Source organism: Streptacidiphilus sp. P02-A3a, assembly GCF_014084105.1.
GTDB lineage: Bacteria > Actinomycetota > Actinomycetes > Streptomycetales > Streptomycetaceae > Streptacidiphilus.
Genome location: NZ_CP048289.1, coordinates 6,375,439 through 6,393,298 on the forward strand (window position 1 = coordinate 6,375,439; position 17,860 = coordinate 6,393,298).

General features: G+C 72.1%; 15 protein-coding genes. 8 read left to right on the forward strand and 7 right to left on the reverse strand.

Annotated features, from left to right (window positions below):
* Positions 1-19 precede the first annotated feature (19 nt).
* The 4 genes from GXP74_RS27185 to GXP74_RS27200 form a co-directional block, all read right to left on the reverse strand.
* Positions 20-367, reverse strand: a complete 348-nt coding sequence (locus GXP74_RS27185) for a hypothetical protein (protein ID WP_182453866.1) — start codon at positions 365-367, stop codon at positions 20-22.
* 65 nt (positions 368-432) lie between these two features.
* Positions 433-1,716: an MFS transporter gene (locus GXP74_RS27190; protein WP_182453867.1), complete on the reverse strand. Its 1,284-nt coding sequence runs from the start codon at positions 1,714-1,716 to the stop codon at positions 433-435.
* A complete protein-coding gene (locus GXP74_RS40985; RefSeq protein WP_225448225.1) occupies positions 1,713-4,184 on the reverse strand; it encodes an ATP-grasp domain-containing protein in 2,472 nt (823 codons plus the stop codon). Before GXP74_RS40985 ends, GXP74_RS27190 begins: the two co-directional genes overlap by 4 nt.
* Positions 4,185-4,266: 82 nt before the next feature.
* Complete coding sequence (locus tag GXP74_RS27200; RefSeq protein ID WP_225448226.1) at positions 4,267-5,562, reverse strand: condensation domain-containing protein; 1,296 nt, start codon at positions 5,560-5,562, stop codon at positions 4,267-4,269.
* A gap of 534 nt (positions 5,563-6,096) precedes the next feature.
* On the opposite strand from GXP74_RS27200, the gene GXP74_RS27205 reads away from it, so the two are divergent.
* The 8 genes from GXP74_RS27205 to GXP74_RS27240 all read left to right on the forward strand — a co-directional run bounded on the left by GXP74_RS27205 (position 6,097) and on the right by GXP74_RS27240 (position 15,181).
* Complete coding sequence (locus GXP74_RS27205; protein WP_182453869.1) at positions 6,097-7,326, forward strand: ROK family transcriptional regulator; 1,230 nt, start codon at positions 6,097-6,099, stop codon at positions 7,324-7,326.
* 167 nt (positions 7,327-7,493) lie between these two features.
* The gene (locus tag GXP74_RS27210) at positions 7,494-8,927 is read left to right on the forward strand and encodes an aldehyde dehydrogenase family protein (protein WP_182453870.1); all 1,434 of its coding nucleotides are present in this window, start codon (positions 7,494-7,496) and stop codon (positions 8,925-8,927) included.
* On the forward strand, positions 8,924-9,607 hold the full coding sequence (locus GXP74_RS27215) for a ThuA domain-containing protein (RefSeq protein WP_182453871.1): 684 nt from the start codon (positions 8,924-8,926) through the stop codon (positions 9,605-9,607). Before GXP74_RS27210 ends, GXP74_RS27215 begins: the two co-directional genes overlap by 4 nt.
* A gap of 35 nt (positions 9,608-9,642) precedes the next feature.
* Positions 9,643-10,620, forward strand: a complete 978-nt coding sequence (locus tag GXP74_RS27220; protein WP_182456672.1) for a hydroxyacid dehydrogenase — start codon at positions 9,643-9,645, stop codon at positions 10,618-10,620.
* 266 nt (positions 10,621-10,886) lie between these two features.
* Entirely contained in the window at positions 10,887-12,218 is a 1,332-nt protein-coding gene (locus tag GXP74_RS27225; RefSeq protein ID WP_182453872.1) for an ABC transporter substrate-binding protein, read from the forward strand.
* Positions 12,219-12,316: 98 nt separating this feature from the next.
* Positions 12,317-13,231, forward strand: a complete 915-nt coding sequence (locus GXP74_RS27230; RefSeq protein WP_182453873.1) for a carbohydrate ABC transporter permease — start codon at positions 12,317-12,319, stop codon at positions 13,229-13,231.
* The gene (locus tag GXP74_RS27235) at positions 13,228-14,133 is read left to right on the forward strand and encodes a carbohydrate ABC transporter permease (protein ID WP_182453874.1); all 906 of its coding nucleotides are present in this window, start codon (positions 13,228-13,230) and stop codon (positions 14,131-14,133) included. Before GXP74_RS27230 ends, GXP74_RS27235 begins: the two co-directional genes overlap by 4 nt.
* Positions 14,134-14,167: 34 nt before the next feature.
* Positions 14,168-15,181, forward strand: a complete 1,014-nt coding sequence (locus tag GXP74_RS27240; RefSeq protein ID WP_182453875.1) for an aldo/keto reductase — start codon at positions 14,168-14,170, stop codon at positions 15,179-15,181.
* Here GXP74_RS27240 and GXP74_RS27245 read toward each other — a convergent pair.
* From GXP74_RS27245 to GXP74_RS27255, 3 genes are all read right to left on the reverse strand, one after another.
* Positions 15,159-15,638 (reverse strand): EF-hand domain-containing protein, encoded by a 480-nt coding sequence (locus GXP74_RS27245; protein ID WP_182453876.1) that lies wholly within the window; start codon positions 15,636-15,638, stop codon positions 15,159-15,161. The genes GXP74_RS27240 and GXP74_RS27245 overlap by 23 nt on opposite strands.
* 238 nt (positions 15,639-15,876) lie before the next feature.
* Positions 15,877-16,764 carry an MBL fold metallo-hydrolase gene (locus tag GXP74_RS27250; RefSeq protein WP_182453877.1) on the reverse strand — a complete coding sequence of 296 codons (888 nt, stop codon included), beginning with the start codon at positions 16,762-16,764 and terminating at the stop codon, positions 15,877-15,879.
* A 166-nt stretch (positions 16,765-16,930) separates the two neighbouring features.
* Complete coding sequence (locus tag GXP74_RS27255; RefSeq protein WP_182453878.1) at positions 16,931-17,752, reverse strand: hypothetical protein; 822 nt, start codon at positions 17,750-17,752, stop codon at positions 16,931-16,933.
* Positions 17,753-17,860 lie beyond the last annotated feature (108 nt).

The following is a 17,860-nucleotide window of genomic DNA, read 5'->3' on the forward strand; positions in this document are numbered from 1 at the left end:
CGGTGGTGCGTCGGTCCGTCTAGGCCTCGACCAGTTCCCCGTCCGCGCCCTGCTCGGCGTCCTCCCCGGCGCCGCGGGCCAGGTTGACCTCCTCCTCGATGAACTCGACCAATCGGCGGCCGCTGCTGAACGGGCTCACCCGGCGGGACACCGCCTTCTCCGAGGTCAGCGAGATCTCCACGTCGTACTCGTCCTCCAGCGCCTCCTCGATCAGCACCAGGAAGTTCACCAGGTGCATGGAGTCGAACATCCCGGCGTCGCCGTAGAGGACGATCCCCTCCAGGTCGTCGGTGGGGATCTTCTCCTCACGTCTCTCGTTGAGTTCCTCGACGACGTTCCTGATCAGCGCGAGCAGCTGGTCCTGCATGGTCGTACCTTTCCGTTGATCACTGGGCATGGGTGTGGCCTGGCGGGTTCCGGTGCGCCCGGCCGTCAGTGGGCCCCGGCCGCCGGGGCGGGCTCCGCCGCCGTCGGCTGCCGCTGCCGCTCGGTCCGGGCGAGTCGGCCGCCGAGCGCGCTCACCGCCGCGGCGGTGACCAGGAACAGCGCGGCCAGCCCGATCAGGCCCGCGGTCCCCCGGCTCAGCAGCAGGGCCAGCAGCGCCGGGCCGACGATGCCGGCGGCCGAGGTGCCCAGGCTGAACACCGACAGGTACTCGGTGCGCTGCGCCTCGGGCGCGTGCCGGTACGACAGCTCCCAGCCGCCCGCGCCCTGGAGCAGCTCACCGCAGGTCAGCAGCGCCGTGGCGACCAGCAGCAGGACGATCGTCAGCCACTTGGCGCTGTGCGTGGTGGCGATCAGCGCCAGGCTGAAGGCGGCGAGGGCGAAGCCGGAGTTGCGCAGCGCCCTGGTGCCGTCGTGCGAGCTCCTGACGTTCTTGGCGAACTGCACCTGGAACGCGATCGCCAGCACGGTGTTCACCGTGAACAGCACGCTCAGCAGCCCGGCCGGGGCGTTGGTGGACTGCACCAGCCACAGCGGCAGGCCGATCCCGAGCAGCACCGTGTGCAGGAACATCACCCCGTTGAGCAGGGTCAGCCCCAGGTAGCGGCGATCCCGGACGACCGACAGCACGCCGCTGTGCCAGCGGGTCGGCCGCTCCTCGGCGGCGCTCCGGCCGACCTTCAGCAGCCCGAACACCCCGGCGGACGCCAGGCAGCACCCGGCTCCGGCCAGCAGGACCACCCGCAGCAGCATGGCGCTGCCGATCAGGAACGGCGCCGCCGCCAGCGCGCCCACGGACATGCCGACGTTGATGACCGAGCTGATCACCCCGAGTATCCGGGTCCGGTCCTCGCCCCCGGCGACGGCGTTCACCAGCAGTTGCACCATCGGGAAGATCGGGCCCTGGGAGATCGCGAACAGCGAGGCGAAGAGCGTGAAGGCGACCATGCTGTGGGCGAAGGCCAGGGCCACGAACCAGATCGCCCGCCAGGCCTGGAGCAGCCGCAGCAGCCGCAGCGGGCCCCAGCGGGTGGCCAGCATGCTCACCGGCACCGTGGTCAGGAAGCCGACCAGGCCCGCGATGGTGAGCCCGGTGCCGATCTGCGCGGTGCTCAGGCCGATGCCCTTGACGAAGTAGACGGTGCCGCCGGCCAGGTACAGGCCGCTGCTGGTGGCGTAGACCACGACCCCGGTAGCGATCACCCGGCCGCCGTTGTTCGGCAGCGCGTAGCTGCTCAGCAGCCGTCGCAGGACGCCGGTACCGCCGCTCACGCTGTCCCCCCGGCCTCGGTGATCGGCTCGACCTCGGCGCGGACCAGCGCGGACGCCCGGTCCAGCACGGACTGGCAGTGCTCGGGCGTGTCACCGGTGACCACGATCGCGGCCAGCCTCGGCACGATGCCGCGCGGCGGCAGCAGCAGCCGGGTGCCGGGCTCCGCCAGCCGGACCACCTCGGCGACGCCGGACACGGCGGCGGCCTCGGTGACGTCCAGCGAGCGGACCACGCCGTCCTGCGGCGGGTAGAGGAACCGCACCTCGGCGCAGCTGTCCCGGGTCTGCCGCAGGTCGGGCTCGGCGCCGAGGGCGAGGTCGATCGCCGCGGCGGTCAGGTCGACGCCGGTAGCCAGGCGGCCCAGGTGCGGGATGAAGTCCCCGCCGAGGCGGCCGTTGAGCTCCACCAGGCGCGGCCCGGCGACGGTGAGCCGTACCTCGGCGTGGGTGACGCCGGTGTCGACGCCGAGCACCCGGTGCGCGTCGAGGACGAGCCGGCTGAGGTCGTCCGCCCACGGCTCCTGCCGCCAGGGCGCGACCAGGTGGCCGACCTCCTCGAAGAAGGGCGCGAAGCCGAGCCGCTTGCGGGCGACGTTGACCAGCCGCACCTCGCCGTCGCGGACCACCGAGTCCACGCTGACCTCGGGCCCGTCCAGGAACTCCTCCAGCAGCAGCCCGTCCAGCGCGTTGATGCCGGGGTACGCCGCGTCGGAGGCGTGGTGGTAGACGGCGCGCAGCTCGTCGGCGTCCTGGGCGATCACCACGCCCACGCTGCCCGCCAGCGCCCGGGGCTTGACCACCACCGGGTAGCCGATGGCCTCGGCCTCGCGCAGCGCCTGCTCCTGCCCCTGGACGTGGGCGAACCTGATCCCGGCGACGTCGGCGTCCCGCAGCAGCCGCCGGGTGGACAGCTTGTCCCGGCAGTTGCGCACGGCGGTCGGGGACATGTGCGGCAGGCCCAGCCGCCGCGCCGCCTCGGCGGTCGCCTCCAGCAGTACCTCGTCCCAGGTGAACACCCCGGCCCGGCCGGGGGTTTCGGCGATGCTCGCGGCGACGGCGGCGGCCAGCGCCGCCGGTTCGACGCTCGCCACCCGGCGGTGTCCGCTGAGGTAGCGCTGCTGCCAGCTGGGCTCGGTGGGCGTGACCAGGGCCACCTCGGCGCGGGCGGCGGCGGCGACGAAGGCGTACTCGCGGTAGGCCTGGCCGCCGCTGCCGACCAGCACCACCCGGTCCGGGACGGTGGCGACGACCGGGGTGCACCGGAAGTCGAACCGGGCGACGGTCCGCTCCAGCGCGGCCTGGACCTCGGCCGTGCTGTCACCGCGGAACCGGAACCGGGCACCGGAGTGCTCGTAGCCGGGGAGGTCGGCCAGCGTCTGCCCGACCACGGGGACGCGTTCGGTGTAGGGGCCGCCGTCGGCGTCGAGTTGCGAGTCGGCCGCGGTGACCCGGCAGGGCCGGACCGCCGGGGTGGGCACCAGCAGCCAGCCGCCGCGCCGCGCCGGGCGCCGCGCCGCGGTCGCGTGGGCGGCGACCGGCAGCGGCGCGTCGGTCTGTAGCGCGAAGGCGATCTCCATCAGGTCGATGCCGTGCACCTCCCGCCACAGGAAGGGGATCTCCGCGCCGCCCGGGCGCGCGCCCACTTCGAGGACCTGTAGCGCCGGTGTCCCGGGCCGGTCCGAGCAGAAGAGCTCCAGGTGGAACACCCACGGCCCGGCCGACAGCGCGCGCGTCGTCCGGTCGGTGAACTCGCCTATGGCGTCCAGCAGTTCCGGGTCGTCCAGCTCCACCGAGCCGAGCGCCGCGCCCTCGGTGAAGCCGAGGCAGGTGTTCAGGTAGCGCGAGGCCCGCCAGGCGCCCAGTCCCTCCCCGGTGGCCACCCCGTCGACGTGCAGGATCTCGTCCGGCAGGTAGGGCTGGACCAGCATCGGCACGTCCGGGGGGAAGGCGTACGCGTCCAGCTCGGCGTCCGAGTCGATCCGGGTCACCCCGGCGCTGGCGGTGCCGCGGACCGGCTTGACCAGCACCGGCCAGCCGTGGGCGGTGGCGAAGGCGCGCACCGCGGCGTGGTCCGGCGCCGCCTCGGTGGCGGGCACCGGCACCCCGGCCGCCGCCAGCCGCCGGGCCATCACCAGCTTGTCGCGGAAGGGCGCGAGCGCGGCCAACTGCTCTCCAGGGATCCCGAGTTCCTCCCGCAGCTCGGCCGCCATGTCGAGGTCGACCTCGTGCAGCGCGACGATCCGCGCGGGCCGGCCGAACTCCCCGATCAGGGAGGTGACCGCGGCCCGCACCTCCTTGCCGTCCTCGGTGCTGCTGACCAGCCTGACCGCCGCGGCGCCCTCGGGCAGCGAGCCGACGGCCCGCTGGGTCGTCACATAGCTGACCCGACGGGTGCGGTGGTCCACGTAGGAGCCGTAGTCCGCGTAACTGTCGCTCCACCGGTGCAGGACGATGAGATGATCTGACACTTCCCCTCCCAAAGGGACTGATCTGCGGGTGAACGGGTCGGCCGGGAGGGGCCGAGGTACGGCGGGGAACGGCGCGGAACCGCTATGCGGATTTCTCGTCGGCGGCGGAGACGATGACGTCCTGGAGGTCGAGCAGCAATTCGGTGACTCCGTCGAAACCGGTGGTCGACGAATTCTCCCGGAGCGTGCAGGTGAGCGCTTCACCATCCTGGACCTGCAGGTAGAGCGGAGCCCCGATGTTCCGCCCCGCAGTACCGGTCTCCATATCCTGCCGGGTCGGCGCCTGATCCTTCTGGTATTCACCCAGATAGTTGAAGAAGTAGCGGAAGAACCCGCTGACCGAGCCGTCGAAGGAGCCGTTCACGGTTCCGGTGTAACCGAACTTCCGGCCGATTTCGAGCACGTCGTCCACATTGTGCGAACCGTGCTTGTAGGAGCGGAGGGTCTCCCAGTGGACCCGTCCCACGAAGGTGTCGAATTCCTCGTCCGGGTCGACCGTCACCAGCAGCGGAATGATCTGGTTCTGCGCCGCGACCAGGTTCTCCCAGCGGGGGTCGCTCCGGTTGTTGGTGTAGACCGCGACCAGCAGCCGACGGCGGCCGGTCTGCCGGCTCAGCGCCACGCAGAAGGCACTGAGCAGGACCGAGGGGACGGAGACCTTGAGCCGCTCGGCGGTCCGGTGCGCGGCGGTGGCCGCCGCCTCGGAGCCGCACCGGGCCCAGCGGCTGGTGACCGCCTCCGGCGCGGGATCCCGCTCCATGTCCGGGGCCGCCTCGAAGACCTGCTGCCAGTGCTTGCGCGCCGAGCGCCGCCGCGACTGCCGGGCCTCGGACCACTGCTCGGCGGCCAGCTCACGGCAGTTGGGCGGATCGGCGGACACCGGCCGACCGGCCAGCAGGTCCTGGAACTCCTGCTGCAACTGGTTGATCGCCCAGGCGTCGACGGCGATGTGGTGGAAGCACACCACCAGCCGCGACGGCTCGCCGGACGAGGTGACCAGCCGCGCCCGCCACGGCCGGTCCGCCGCCAGGTCGAACGGCGTCGCCGCCAGTTCCTCGGCGACCCGTTCGGCCTCCGCCTCGACCACGCCGAGGGACGCCGGGGCGGCCGCCCAGACCAGCTGGACCAGGCCGTGCTCGGCGGTCTCCTGGTACCGGGTGCGCAGCGACTCATGGCGCCGTTCGAGGGTCTCCAGCGCGCGCTCGACCGATTCGGCCGTCGTTCCGGGCGGCAGGCTCCACACTTGCGGCAGATTGCAGGCCACCGCCGGGAGTTCTGCTATGGATCGCCACAGGGAGAGTTGCCCGAAGGTGACGGGACCCTTATCGATAACGGACTGCTGCACGGTTCCGAAACCTCGCGGAAAGAAATTCGACATCCTGGAGCGGATGGAGGTGGCAAGGTCGCCAGATCACACCCGAAGGGTTGGCTTGACCTCATCCCGGAGAAATCCAGGTGAAGCCGGGCCGACCTTCCGCTCCCCGTCGAGTGGATAGGCGGCCGTCAAAGTCCGATGAGTCGGCGGGGATGCGGGAGTTGGTCCGCACCAGCCGATTACCCCGAAAAGTAGAGGGCCGAACACCCCTAGTCAACCGCTGTTCCAGTTGGTGAGACGAGGGGCTCAGGATTTGCAAAGCCAAGGCCCTCGGGCCGAGCGTTTCGTTAGGGAAAGTGCCCATTGGCGCCTTTTCCCGGCGCACCTGGCGGGCCGGTTCCGGTCCGTGTGACTGCGGCGGCCGAATTGGCATGTGCATTTCACCATAAGACCCCGGTGACCGCCCGCGGGCCCGCCCGGAGTCGTCCCGGCGTACACCCCGCTCCGTGGTGCTACGCAGCCTACCCGGCGGGACCGGGATGGCGCCGCCGGGGAGCGGAAGCGCCACCAGGCGCGCGGACTGGCAGACTTCACCGGGTGAGTTCACTGGTAAAGCACACGACGCGTGACCTGCGCTGGCACAACCGCTCGGCCCTGCTCACCCACCTCTATGTGCAGGGGCCCACCAGTCGCAACAAACTGAGCCGGGTATTCGGGCTCAGTTCCGCGACGGTGAGCAACATCGTCTCCGGCCTGATCGCCGACGGCCTGGTCGAGGACGCCGGGCTGGAGAGCTCCGACGGCGGCAGGCCGCGCTCGGTACTGCGGGTGCGCTCCCAGTACGGGCACGTCGTCGGCGTGGACATCGGCGAGACCCATATCCGGACTGGCCTGTTCGACTGGTCGCTGACCATGGTCGCGGCCTGGGAGCACCCCATCGCCGACACCAAGCTCGACCCGTACGAGGTGGCCCGGCTGGTCATCCAGGGGGTCGCCGAGGTCACCGCGCGGGCGGGGCTCGACCCGGACAGGCTGCTCGGTGTGGGCGTCGGCGTGCCCGGCGCGGTGCGGTCCACGCCCGAGGCACCGGACCGGCTGCTGGTGCACGCGCCCACGCTCGGCTGGTCCGGCGTCCGGCTCGGCGACATGCTGCGGTCGGGCATCAGCGCCCCGCTGGCCATCGACAACTGCGCACGCACCCTGGGCCAGGCCGAGATGTGGCTCGGCGTCGGCCGGGACGCCCGGCGGGCGGTGGTCGCGCTGATCGGGGTCGGCGTGGGCGCGGCGCTCACCCCCGGTTCCAAGGCCGGTCCCCCGGCGTCGGACGCGTCGACCATAGAGTGGGGACACACCGTCATCCAGGCGGGCGGGCTGCTCTGCCGCTGCGGCTCGCACGGCTGCCTGGAGGCGTACGCCGGGGCCGAGGCGATCCTGCACAGCTATCAGGCGACGCTCGGCAGCCTGCCCTTCACCGCGACCGGGACCGAGCCCCGGCTGGTCGAACTCACCGAGCGGGCGCACACCGACCCGGTGGCCCGGCAGACCCTGAACCGGACCGCCGAGTACATCGGCATCGGCATCGGCAACCTGGTCAACCTGCTCGATCCGGAGCTGGTGGTGCTCTCCGGCTGGGCGGGCTCGCTGATCGGTCCGACCATCCTCCCGGCCGTCCGGGAGGCGGCGGAACGGCACACGCTGCCCTACCTCCAGGGCCACACCTGGATCAGCGTCGGCCAACTCGGCCAGGAGGCAGTGGCCATGGGCGCCGCGACGCTGCCGGTCAGCCGGGTCCTGGCCGGTGGCGGCGCACCGGAACCGGCGCAGTGAGGGCGGTCCGGGCGCGGCGCTGACCCGAGTCGGGCCGGTGCACCGGCCCCGCCGTCGCACGGCGGCGGGGCCGGTGTGACGGAATGGTTGACTTTCGCTTTCTCGCTACTTAGCTTAAGTCCAAGCCAAAGCCCCCTCCCGGCCTCCTCCTGTTCCCTGGAGCCTTCATGACGTCCTCCCCCGCCGCGGGTCAGCTCTATATCGACGGGTCCTTCGGCCCGCCGCAGTCCGGCCGCACCGCCCCGGTCGCCGACAAGTCGACCGGGGCGGTCCTGGGCAGCTACGCCCTCGGCGGCGCCGGGGACGTGGACCGCGCGGTCGCCGCGGCCCGCGCCGCCCAGCCCGGCTGGGCCGCGCTGAGCGCCCCCGAACGCGCCGCGGGCCTGCGCCGGTTCGCCGAGTACCTGCAGGCGCACTTCGACCGGCTGGTCGTCCAGAGCATGCGCGAGACCGGCGGGGTCCGGGCCAAGGCGCTGGACGAGGTGTCCACCGGCATCCGGCAGTTGCAGATATCGATGATCCAGGCGACGGAGCGCGCCGGGGACCTGCTGCCGCCCTACAAGGCGGGCAAGCTGTCGATGTCCCGGGCCGTGCCGATCGGGGTGATCGGGGTGATCACCCCGTGGAACTACCCGGTCAACCTGGCGCTGCGGGCGGTCGCGCCCGCGCTGGCCTTCGGCAACACCGTCGTGCTCAAGCCCGCCGAGCTGACGCCGGTCATCGGCGGCCAGGTGCTGGCCGAGGCCGCCGACTGGGCCGGACTGCCGCCGGGGGTGTTCAACGTGGTCACCGGGGACGGCCCGGAGGCCGGGCACGCGCTCGCCGAGCACCCCGGGGTGGACCTGCTCGACTTCACCGGCTCGCGCGCGGTGGGCCTGGCCATCGCCGCCTCGGCGGCGGCCACGCTGCGCCCGATCCGGCTCGAACTCGGCGGCAGCAACGCCTTCCTGGTGCTCGACGACGCGGACGTGGAGCTGGCCGCCGGCTGCGCGATGGTCGCCTCGCTGGAGTTCCAGGGCCAGACCTGCATCAGCGCCAGCCGGCACATCGTCACCCGTGCCGTGGCCGACCGCTACACCGACGCGCTGGTGCGGCGCGCCGCCGCGCTGCGGGTGGGCGACCCGATGACCGGCGAGGTGGAGCTGGGTCCGCTGATCGACGAGCGGCAGCGGGACCGGCTGCACCACGACATCGTCGGGGCCTCGGTCGCGCTGGGCGCGGAGGTCCTCACCGGCGGCGAGTACGACGGCCTCTTCTACCGCCCCACGGTCCTGGGCAAGGTCACCCCCGACATGCCCGCCTTCGTCGAGGAGGTCTTCGGCCCGGTGCTCCCGATCACCGTGGTCGAGGACGAGGAGGAGGCGGTCCGGCTGGCCAACGGCCTGCCGATGCTGATGGACTCGGTCTTCACCGCCGACCTGATCCGCGGCCTGGCGGTCGCCGAACGGCTGGAGGCGGGCGAGGTGCACGTCAACGACGCCCACGCCCGGCACGGCGCGGACGACCAGATGGCGGGCTTCACCAAGCGGCAGTGGATCGGCGTCCAGCGCACCCCGCTCGACCTGCCCGGCTGGACCGCGGACCCGGCCGGCCGCCGATGAGCCCCGACCGCACCGCGCTGGTGGTGCGCGGCGGCTGGGACGGCCACGCCCCGGTCGCCTGCACCGAGTTGTTCCTGCCCGCGCTGGCCGGGGCGGGCTTCGAGGTCACCGTCGCCGAGGACCTGGAGGTCTACCGGGACCAGGAGTTGCTGGCGCGCACCGACCTGATCGTCCAGTGCTGGTCGCAGGGCCGGTTGACCGGGCCGCAGAGCGAGGGACTGGTGAACGCCGTCCGCGCGGGCACCGGTTTCGCGGGCTGGCACGGCGGGGTGGTCGGCACCTTCACCGACGACACCGACTACCTGCGGATGGTCGGTGGGCTCTTCCTGCACCACCCCGAGCAGCACCTGGACTACCGGGTGCGGATCGCCCCGGCGCACCGCGACCATCCGGTCGTCGCCGGTCTGGACGACTTCGCGGTGCACACCGAGCTGTACTGGATGCTGACCGACGCCCACAACACGGTGCTGGCCACGACCACCGTGCACCCCTCCGGTCCGCCGGGGCCGGAACCGGGCGCCGGAACCGGTCCGGAGCCGGTCGAGATGCCGGTGGTGTGGACCAGGCGGTGGGGGCGCGGACGGGTCTTCTTCTCCGCGATCGGCCACCAGCCGGAGGACCTGACCCCGCCGGTGGTCCGCACGCTGACCGCCCGGGGCCTGCTGTGGGCGGCGCGGTGACAGTGCCCGCGCCCCGGCTGTCGGTGGTCCTGGCCATGGACCGGCACCTGCCCGCGCGGCTGCTGTCGGCCCAGGCCGGGGCCCGGCTGGCGGCGGTCTGCGCGGTGGCCCCGGAACCGCTCACCGAGTTCGACTCGCCCCGGGCCCGGGCCGCCCTGGCCGGGGCGGAGGTGCTGCTCACCGGCTGGGGCAGCCCGCCGCTGGACGCCGCGGCGCTGGCGCTGGCCCCCCGGCTGCGCCTGGTCGCCCACGCGGCCGGGTCGGTCAAGGGGCACGTGACCGGGGCCGTGTTCGACCGCGGGATCAGCGTCACCTCGGCGGCCTGGGCGAACGCGCTCCCGGTCGCCGAGTACACCCTGGCGATGATCCTGCTGGCCAACAAGGCGGTACCGGCCCTGGCCCGCGAGTACCGCGCGCGCCGGGCGGATCTGGAGCTGACCCGGCGCGATCCCGGGTTCGGCAACCACCGGCGGACGGTGGGGCTGGTCGGCGCCTCGCTGATCGGCCGCCGGGTGCTGGAGCTGCTGTCGCCGTTCGACCTGGACGTGCTGGTCAGCGACCCCTACCTGGACCCGGGCGAGGCACTGCGGCTGGGCGCGCGGCCGGTCGGCCTGCGGGAGTTGTTCGCCGCGAGCGACGTGGTCTCGCTGCACGCCCCGGCGACCCCGGAGACCCGCGACCTGGTGGACGCACCGCTGCTGGCGGCGCTGCGCGACGGCGCCACGCTGATCAACACCGCGCGCGGCTCCCTGGTCGACCAGTCGGCCCTGGTCCGGGAGTTGCGCACGGGCCGGATCTCGGCGGTGCTGGACGTCACCGAACCCGAGATCACCGAACCCGGATCCCCGCTGTGGGACCTGCCGAACGTGGTGCTGACCCCGCACCTCGCCGGGTCCCTCGGGACCGAGCTGTTCCGGCTCGGCGACGCCGCCGTGGACGAGGTACTACGGGCCGCGGCCGGCCTGCCGCCCGCGCACCCGGTCGATCCCGCGGCGCTGGCCAGCTCGGCCTGACCGGGCCGCGCCCACGCGCCCCGCCCGGCCGTATCGCCCGGCCGGAACGCCTGGCCGGAACGCCTGGGCCAGGCCGAAACTCATGTGTCAGATGTGTTGACCCCATGTATCCATCGACTTAACTTAAGTCTCAGCCAAAGTAGCTCCGGCCGAATCCCGCCCTCGCGGGGGAACCCCAGGACCGGAACGCAGGGTGGCCGCCCCCCGCTGACGACAGACAGCCGCTTCGGGCCCTCCACCATCAAGGGAAAGCGAGTACACGGCCGATGAACACCACCAGAGCCACGGCAGCGGCAGCAGCACTGGCGGGGACGCTGCTCCTCGCCGCCTGCGGCAGCGGAACCAGCGGGACCAGCGGCGGCAGCGGCAGCGGGTCCGGCAGCAGCGCCTCCGGCCCCGCCGGAAAGGTCACCCTCACGTTCTGGGACTGGGACCCGGGGATGAACAAGGTGGTCGCCCTGTGGAACTCCACCCACCCCGACATCCAGGTCCGGTTGAGCAACCCGGCCGGCGGCGACCAGCTGGTCAGCAAGCTGATCACGGCGCACCAGGCCAAGCAGGACCCGGACCTGACGAAGGTCGAGTACCAGTCGCTGCCCGGGCTGGTCTCCAACGGCGTGGTCCGCGACATCACCGCCTACACCAAGCAGGCCGTGGCCGACTACGACAGCGCGACCCTGTCCGCCACCGAGTTCCAGGGCAAGGTCTACGGGGTGCCGCAGGACTTCGCGCCGCTGGCGCTGTTCTACCGGGCCGACCTGTTCCAGAAGTACCACCTGGCCGTCCCCACCACCTGGGCGCAGTACGCCCAGGAGGCGGCCGAGTTGCACCAGCAGGACCCCAGCGCCTACATGACCAACTTCGACAGCGCCGACCCCGGCTGGTTCACCGGGCTGGCCCAGCAGGCGGGCGCGCAGTGGTGGACCACCCAGGGCGACTCCTGGCACGTCGACATCAACGGCCCGGCCACCCAGCAGGTCGCCTCCTACTGGCAGGGCCTGGTCGACAAGGGCCTGGTGCAGAAGAGCCCGTCGTTCTCGCCGCAGTGGAACAAGGAGATGAACTCCGGCACCCTCGCCACCTGGATCTCCGGCGCCTGGGCCCCGGCCCAGATCGGCGGGATCGCCCCGTCGACCCAGGGCAAGTGGGCCGTGGCCGCGCTGCCCGGGTGGACCTCGGGCAGCGCCGCGACCGGGGTCTGGGGCGGCTCGGCCACCACGGTCACCACCGACTCGGCGCACCCGGCGCAGGCGGCGGAGTTCGCCACCTGGCTGAACACCGACCCGGCGGCGGTCACCGCGCAGGTCCAGGACATCAACATCTACCCGGCGTCGACCCCCGGACGCTCGCTGCCGATCCTCAACCAGCCGCCCGCGTTCTTCCCCAACCAGCCCGGCTTCTACGCGCTGATCAAGCAGATCGCACCGTCGGCCCGCAGCTTCTCGATGTGGGGCCCCGACGTCACCGTGACCTTCGCCGCCTACAGCGACACCTTCGGAGCCGCGCTGCAGAACGGCACCCCGTTCACCGGCGCGCTGGACTCCATGCAGAACAGCACCACCAGCGACATGAAGCGGCTGGGCTTCTCCCTCCACTAGCCGTCCCGGTCCCGGCCGCCGCCCGTCCCGTCCCCCCGCGGACGGGCGGCGGCCGGGGCGACCGGAACCCCCACCCACCCGAGTGAGATGACACCCCGATGGCGACTTCCGCTCCACCCCGCGGCTACCGCGCGGGCCGCAGCCGACTGCCCTATCTGCTGACCCTTCCGGCCACCCTGCTGTTCCTGGCCTTCGTGGCCGCTCCCGGCGGCTACGCCCTGCTCCTGAGCCTGCAAGCGCGCAAGGTCGACGGCGGGCTGCTGGCCGCGGGCAGCAGGACGGTCTTCGCCGGACTGAGCAACTACACCACCGCCCTGCACGACACCGAACTGTGGCGCAGCGTGCTGCGGATGGCCGCGGTCGGGGCGATCACCATCCCCGGCACGGTCGGCCTGGCGCTGCTCTTCGCACTGCTGCTGGACGCTCCCCGGGCCCGGCTGACCGGCTTCACCCGGCTCGCGATCTTCCTGCCGTACGCGGTGCCCGGCGTCATCGCCACGCTGCTCTGGGGGTTCCTCTACCTCCCGGCGACCAGTCCGATCGGCGGACGCCACCTCGACTACTTCGGCTCCACCACCGTGTTCTTCTCCGTCGCCAACATCGTGGTGTGGGGCGCCGTCGGCTTCAACATGGTGGTGATGTACACCGCGCTGCGGGCGCTGCCGCCGGAGATCTACGAGGCGGCGCGGATCGACGGGGCGACCGAGCTGCAGATCGCGCTGCGGATCAAACTGCCGCTGATCATCCCGGCGGTGGCCATGTGCACGCTGTTCACGGTGCTGGCGGCGCTGCAACTGTTCAACGAGCCCAACACGCTGCAACCGCTGTCCACCGCCATCTCCTCGACCTGGGTACCGCTGATGCAGATCTACACCGACGCCTTCGTCAACTCGGACGTCCACCAGGCCGCCGCCACCTCGATCATCTTCGCGGTCGGCATCCTCACCGTCTCCTTCGTGGTGGGCCGCCTGGTGCAGTCCCGGCTGGACGCGGCGCAGGGAGGCCGGGGATGAGCCTGGTCTCCGCCGTCCGCCGCCCCGCCGCGGGCCCCGGCCACCCGCGGGCCGCCGCCCCCGGGCGCCGCCGCCGGGCCGGGCTGCTGCCCACCCTGGCGCTGCTGCTCGGCGCGGTCTACTGCCTGGTCCCGGCGCTGTGGATCCTGATCGGCTCGACCAAGTCGAGCGCCCAGCTGTTCTCCACCGCGACCTACCTGCCCTCCTTCGGCTCCGGCCTGGTCGACAACGTCAGGAGCCTGTCGGCGTACGACAGCGGCGTCTACTGGCACTGGATGCTGAACAGCTTCCTGTACGCGGCCGGTGGCGGACTGCTGGCCACCGGGGTCTCCGCCGCCGCGGGCTACGGGCTCGCCAAGTACCGCTTCCGGGGCCGGACGCTGCTGTCCAACACCATCCTGGCCGGGGTGCTGCTGCCGCAGGTGGTGCTGGCCGTGCCGCAGTACCTGCTGCTGGCCCACGTCGGCCTCACCAACAGCTACCTGTCGGTGATCCTGCCGCAGCTGTTCAACCCCTACGGCATCTACCTGTGCCGGATCTACGCCAGTGCCTCGGTCCCCGACTCGATCCTGGACGCCGGGCGCATCGACGGCGCGAGCGACGCCCGGCTGTTCGGCTCGATCGGCCTGCGGCTGATGACCCCTGGCCTGATCACCGTGTTCCTGCTGCAGTTCATCGTCATCTGGAACAACTTCCTGCTGCCGTTCGTGATGCTGACCAGCGACACCAAGTTCCCGCTGACCGTGGGCCTCTACAGCCTGCTGCTGCACGGCTCCAACCAGGCCTCGCTGTACTCGCTGGTGATCACCGGAACACTGCTGTCGGTGGTCCCGGTGCTCGCGCTGTTCCTGTCGCTCCAGCGGTACTGGCGGATCGACCTGGTCACCGGCGGCCTCAAGTAACCGCGAACCCCTCCCCCACCGAAGGAGCCCCCAGATGACGGACGACCACCGCGGGCGGCCGCCGGCGCTCGGATACGGCCTGGGCACCGCCCCGTTGGGCATCCTGCCGCACCTGGTCGACGCCGCCGCGGCCCGGGCCTGCCTGCACCGCGCGGTCGGACTCGGCGTCCGCTACCTGGACACGGCCCCGTTCTACGGCGCGGGGTTGGCCGAGTCCAGGCTCGGCGCCTTCCTCGCCGAGCACGACCGGGCCGACCTGGTGCTCTCCACCAAGGTCGGGCGCAGCGTGGTGGCCCGGGGCCGGGGCGCGACCACCGTGTTCGACTTCTCCGGCGAGGCGATCCGGCGCCAACTCGACGCCAGCCTGCGGCGGATGCGGGTCGACCGGATCGACACGGTGTTCCTGCACGACCCCGACGACCACTGGACCGAGGCCCTCGACCAGGCCTGGCCGGTCCTCGCCGAGCTGCGCGACCAGGGCGTCGTCGGCTCGGTCGGCGCGGGGATGAACCAGGTCCCGATGCTCACCCGGTTCGTCCAGGAGACGGACATGGACGTGGTGCTGCTGGCCAACCGCTACACCCTGCTGGAGCCGGAGGCGGCGCTCGGGCTGCTGGACCTGTGCCTGGAGCGGGAGGTCTCGGTGGTCCTGGGCGGCGTCCTGAACAGCGGCATCCTGGCCACCGGCGACGTGCCCTCGGCCCAGTACGAGTACGCCCCGGCTCCGGCCTCGGTCCGGGCCCGGGTGGCCCGGATCGAGGCGGTGTGCCGCAGTTACGGCGTACCGCTGGCGGCGGCCGCGCTCCAGTTCGCCCGCGGCAGCCATCCGGCGGTGGCCTCGGTGCTGATCGGCGCCAGGTCCGCCGCCGAGATCGAGGCCAACCTCCGGCTGACCGCGCATCCCGTGCCGCCGGGCCTGTGGGACGCGCTCAGCGCCGAGTCCCTGCTCCCGGACGGGTCCCGGCACGAACTCGGGCACGGTATTCCCGCCGCCCGGGAAAGGCGCGTCGTTTCCGAAAGGCGCGTCAGCCGTGGTTGCCCAGAATGAATCCGCCCAGGTACTCGGACAGCTGCTCCCTGGACAGGAAACCCGTACCGCCGCTGTCCAGTTGTTCGAATGTCAGCTGAATCCGGTCGGCGGGGACGTCCCAGGCCCGGTGATAGCGCTCGAACTCGCTCGGTGAGATTTTCCCGTCACCGTCGACGTCGAACAGCTCGAACAGGAGGTCGGTGAGCTGTGTCAGCGACTGCCGCACCGCGCTGTCGGCGGCCGCCGAGTAGTGGGCCACGTAGTGCTCGCGGCCGACCTTGTCCTTGTCGCCCAGGCCCAGGTCCTGGAGCAACACCTGCCACAACCTGCTGGTCGCCGCCTTGAGCGCGGTGTGCTCCGGCGAACCGGGGGCGACTCCGAAGGCCCCGGCCAGCTGCTCGACCAGCTCCTCGACGTGCTCGCCGCCCAGCTCGCCGCGGCCGTTGACGTCGGCCAGATCGAATACCCCGCCCACCTCGTTGCGACGGCTTTCGGATCGCGCAGCATCAGCCATTTCTCGCCACCCCTCCCGCTCACTCCGGTGAACCATTACCAGGATCATAGGCGCGCGGCCGCCGATTGTTCAACGGCCGATTTCACGGCCGTTCGGTCCTCGTTTCACTTTCGGTACTCCCGCCGATCCTTCCCCCGCTGGCATTTCCATTCCCCCGCTCCCCCAGTATCCCCGGCCGTTTCAGCGCGGCCGGGCCGGGTCACCAGCGCAGCCCGGTGAAGTCGACCGGGCGGGGCGTGAGTTCCGCGGTGCGGTCGGCCAGGGCCCGCATCCGGCGGGCGAACTCGTCGGCGGGCAGCCGCTTGCGGTCGCCGTGGCCGGGCAGCAGCCACTCGAACCGCAGCCGGGGCGCGGTCCGGGCCAGTGAGGCGGCCAGTTCGGTGATGGAGTACCAGGTGACCGACTCGGCGACGGCGAGGTCGCCCAGGCTCCGGGACCAGTAGCAGCTGTCGCCGCTGAAGCAGTAGCGGTCGTCGGCGAGGTAGAGCACGCTGCCCTCGGTGTGCCCGGGCAGCGGGTGGGCCGTCACGCCGTCGGCGATCTCGGTCGGCCCGCTGCCCCGGAGCACCCGGTCGGCGTCCGGCGCGGCGGCCAGGTCCCCTTCGTGGATCCACAGCCGGGCGCCGAAACGCCCGGCGTACGCGCGGCCGTGCGCGGCGTGGTCGCGATGGGTGAGCAGCACGTCGGTGATCGGGCCGAGCGCGGCGTACCGCGCGGCCAGCGCCGGGCTCCAGCGCGGCGTGTCGACCAGCATCAGATTTCCGGCCGGTCGGCGCAGCAGATAGGAGTTCGCCCCGGCGGTGTGCGGCGAGTTGTGCCCGCACAGGTACACGTGTTCGGCGAGGCGCAGCGGGAACGGGTCGAGGGACGGGTGCGGTGCCCGCGCGCCGTGCCGGATCGACCGGCTGGGGCAGGCGAACGCGGCCGCGTGCAGCGCGCTTTCCTCGGCCCGGTTACGTGGCCGGCGCACCACCGCGGACCGCCCGGCCACCTCGGCGATCAGCCCCGGGGCGAGCTGCCGGGCGGCGTCGCAGTTGGTGCAGCGTTGGTCGACGTGCCACTCGGCGTCGGCCGTCCGGTCGGTCATGGCGTGGTTCCCCCTGCGCGGTGCCGGCGTTCGATATTCGGATTGATATCACGCGCCACGCCGGGGAACCAATAAGGAAATGCCGTTGACTTTACCCGGACCGCCGCTCTCGAATGCCTTTCCAGCATGCGGTTGACAATTGCGGGAATGCTGCTCCGGCGGGCGGTCAGGAGGCCAGGATCTCGCCCTCGAACGGGCTGCACAGGCTGTCGGTCCGGTAGGAGCTGGCCGACCAGCCGGACGGCAGGGTCGAGTTGGAGCAGGCGAGCATGCCGTTGTAGGCGGCGTTGTACTCCAGGCCCTCGTACTGCCCGCAGCCGCTGTAGCTGCTCCAGACCTCGGTGATCACGTAGCCGGTCGGGGAGGGTCCGGCGCCCACGCCGCAGGCGACGATGCCGTTGTGCACCGGGTTCAGCACCTCGGTCCCGTACCCGGCGCAGGCGCCGCCGGTGCCGTCAGCGGTGGCCACGTAGTTGTTCCACTTGATGGTGTTCTGGCAGGCGGTGATACCCGGGGTCTCCTGCTCCAGGGTCATCGTCCGGCCGCTGCACGCCGAGCTGCTGCCGGTGGAGATGTCGGTGATCACGTAGGGGGTGGGCAGCGTCCCGCCGAAGCAGACCACGATGCCGTTGTACGGCTGGGTGATGGTCTGCGTCTCGAACTGGTTGTCGCACTGCGGCTGGGCGGTGGTGGTCCCGGCGATGATGACGTACGGGTACGGCACCGCGACGCCGACGGTACACAGCGTGGCGCCGTTGCTCGGCGGTGCGACCGTGTACAACAGGTAGCCGTCGCAGGCGCTGCTCGCGGAGACGGCGGTGACGATGTCACCGGACGGGACGGCCTGGTTGGCGCAGACCGAGGTCACCGTGTCCGGCGTCGCGGCCCGGGCGGAGGCCGCCCCGGGCACGGCGAGGGCGAGGACCGCCAGCGCGGCGGCGGCGGCGAGCGGAAGGACCCGGCGTAACAGCAGCACGAAGCCGCTCATGGACACGCTCCTTGGATCGGGTGGATCGGGTGGGCACGTATCGGGCACGCGTACGACCGTGACGCTAGCAACTGTCGTGAAGGAATGTCGCTGTCGGATCCATTTTGG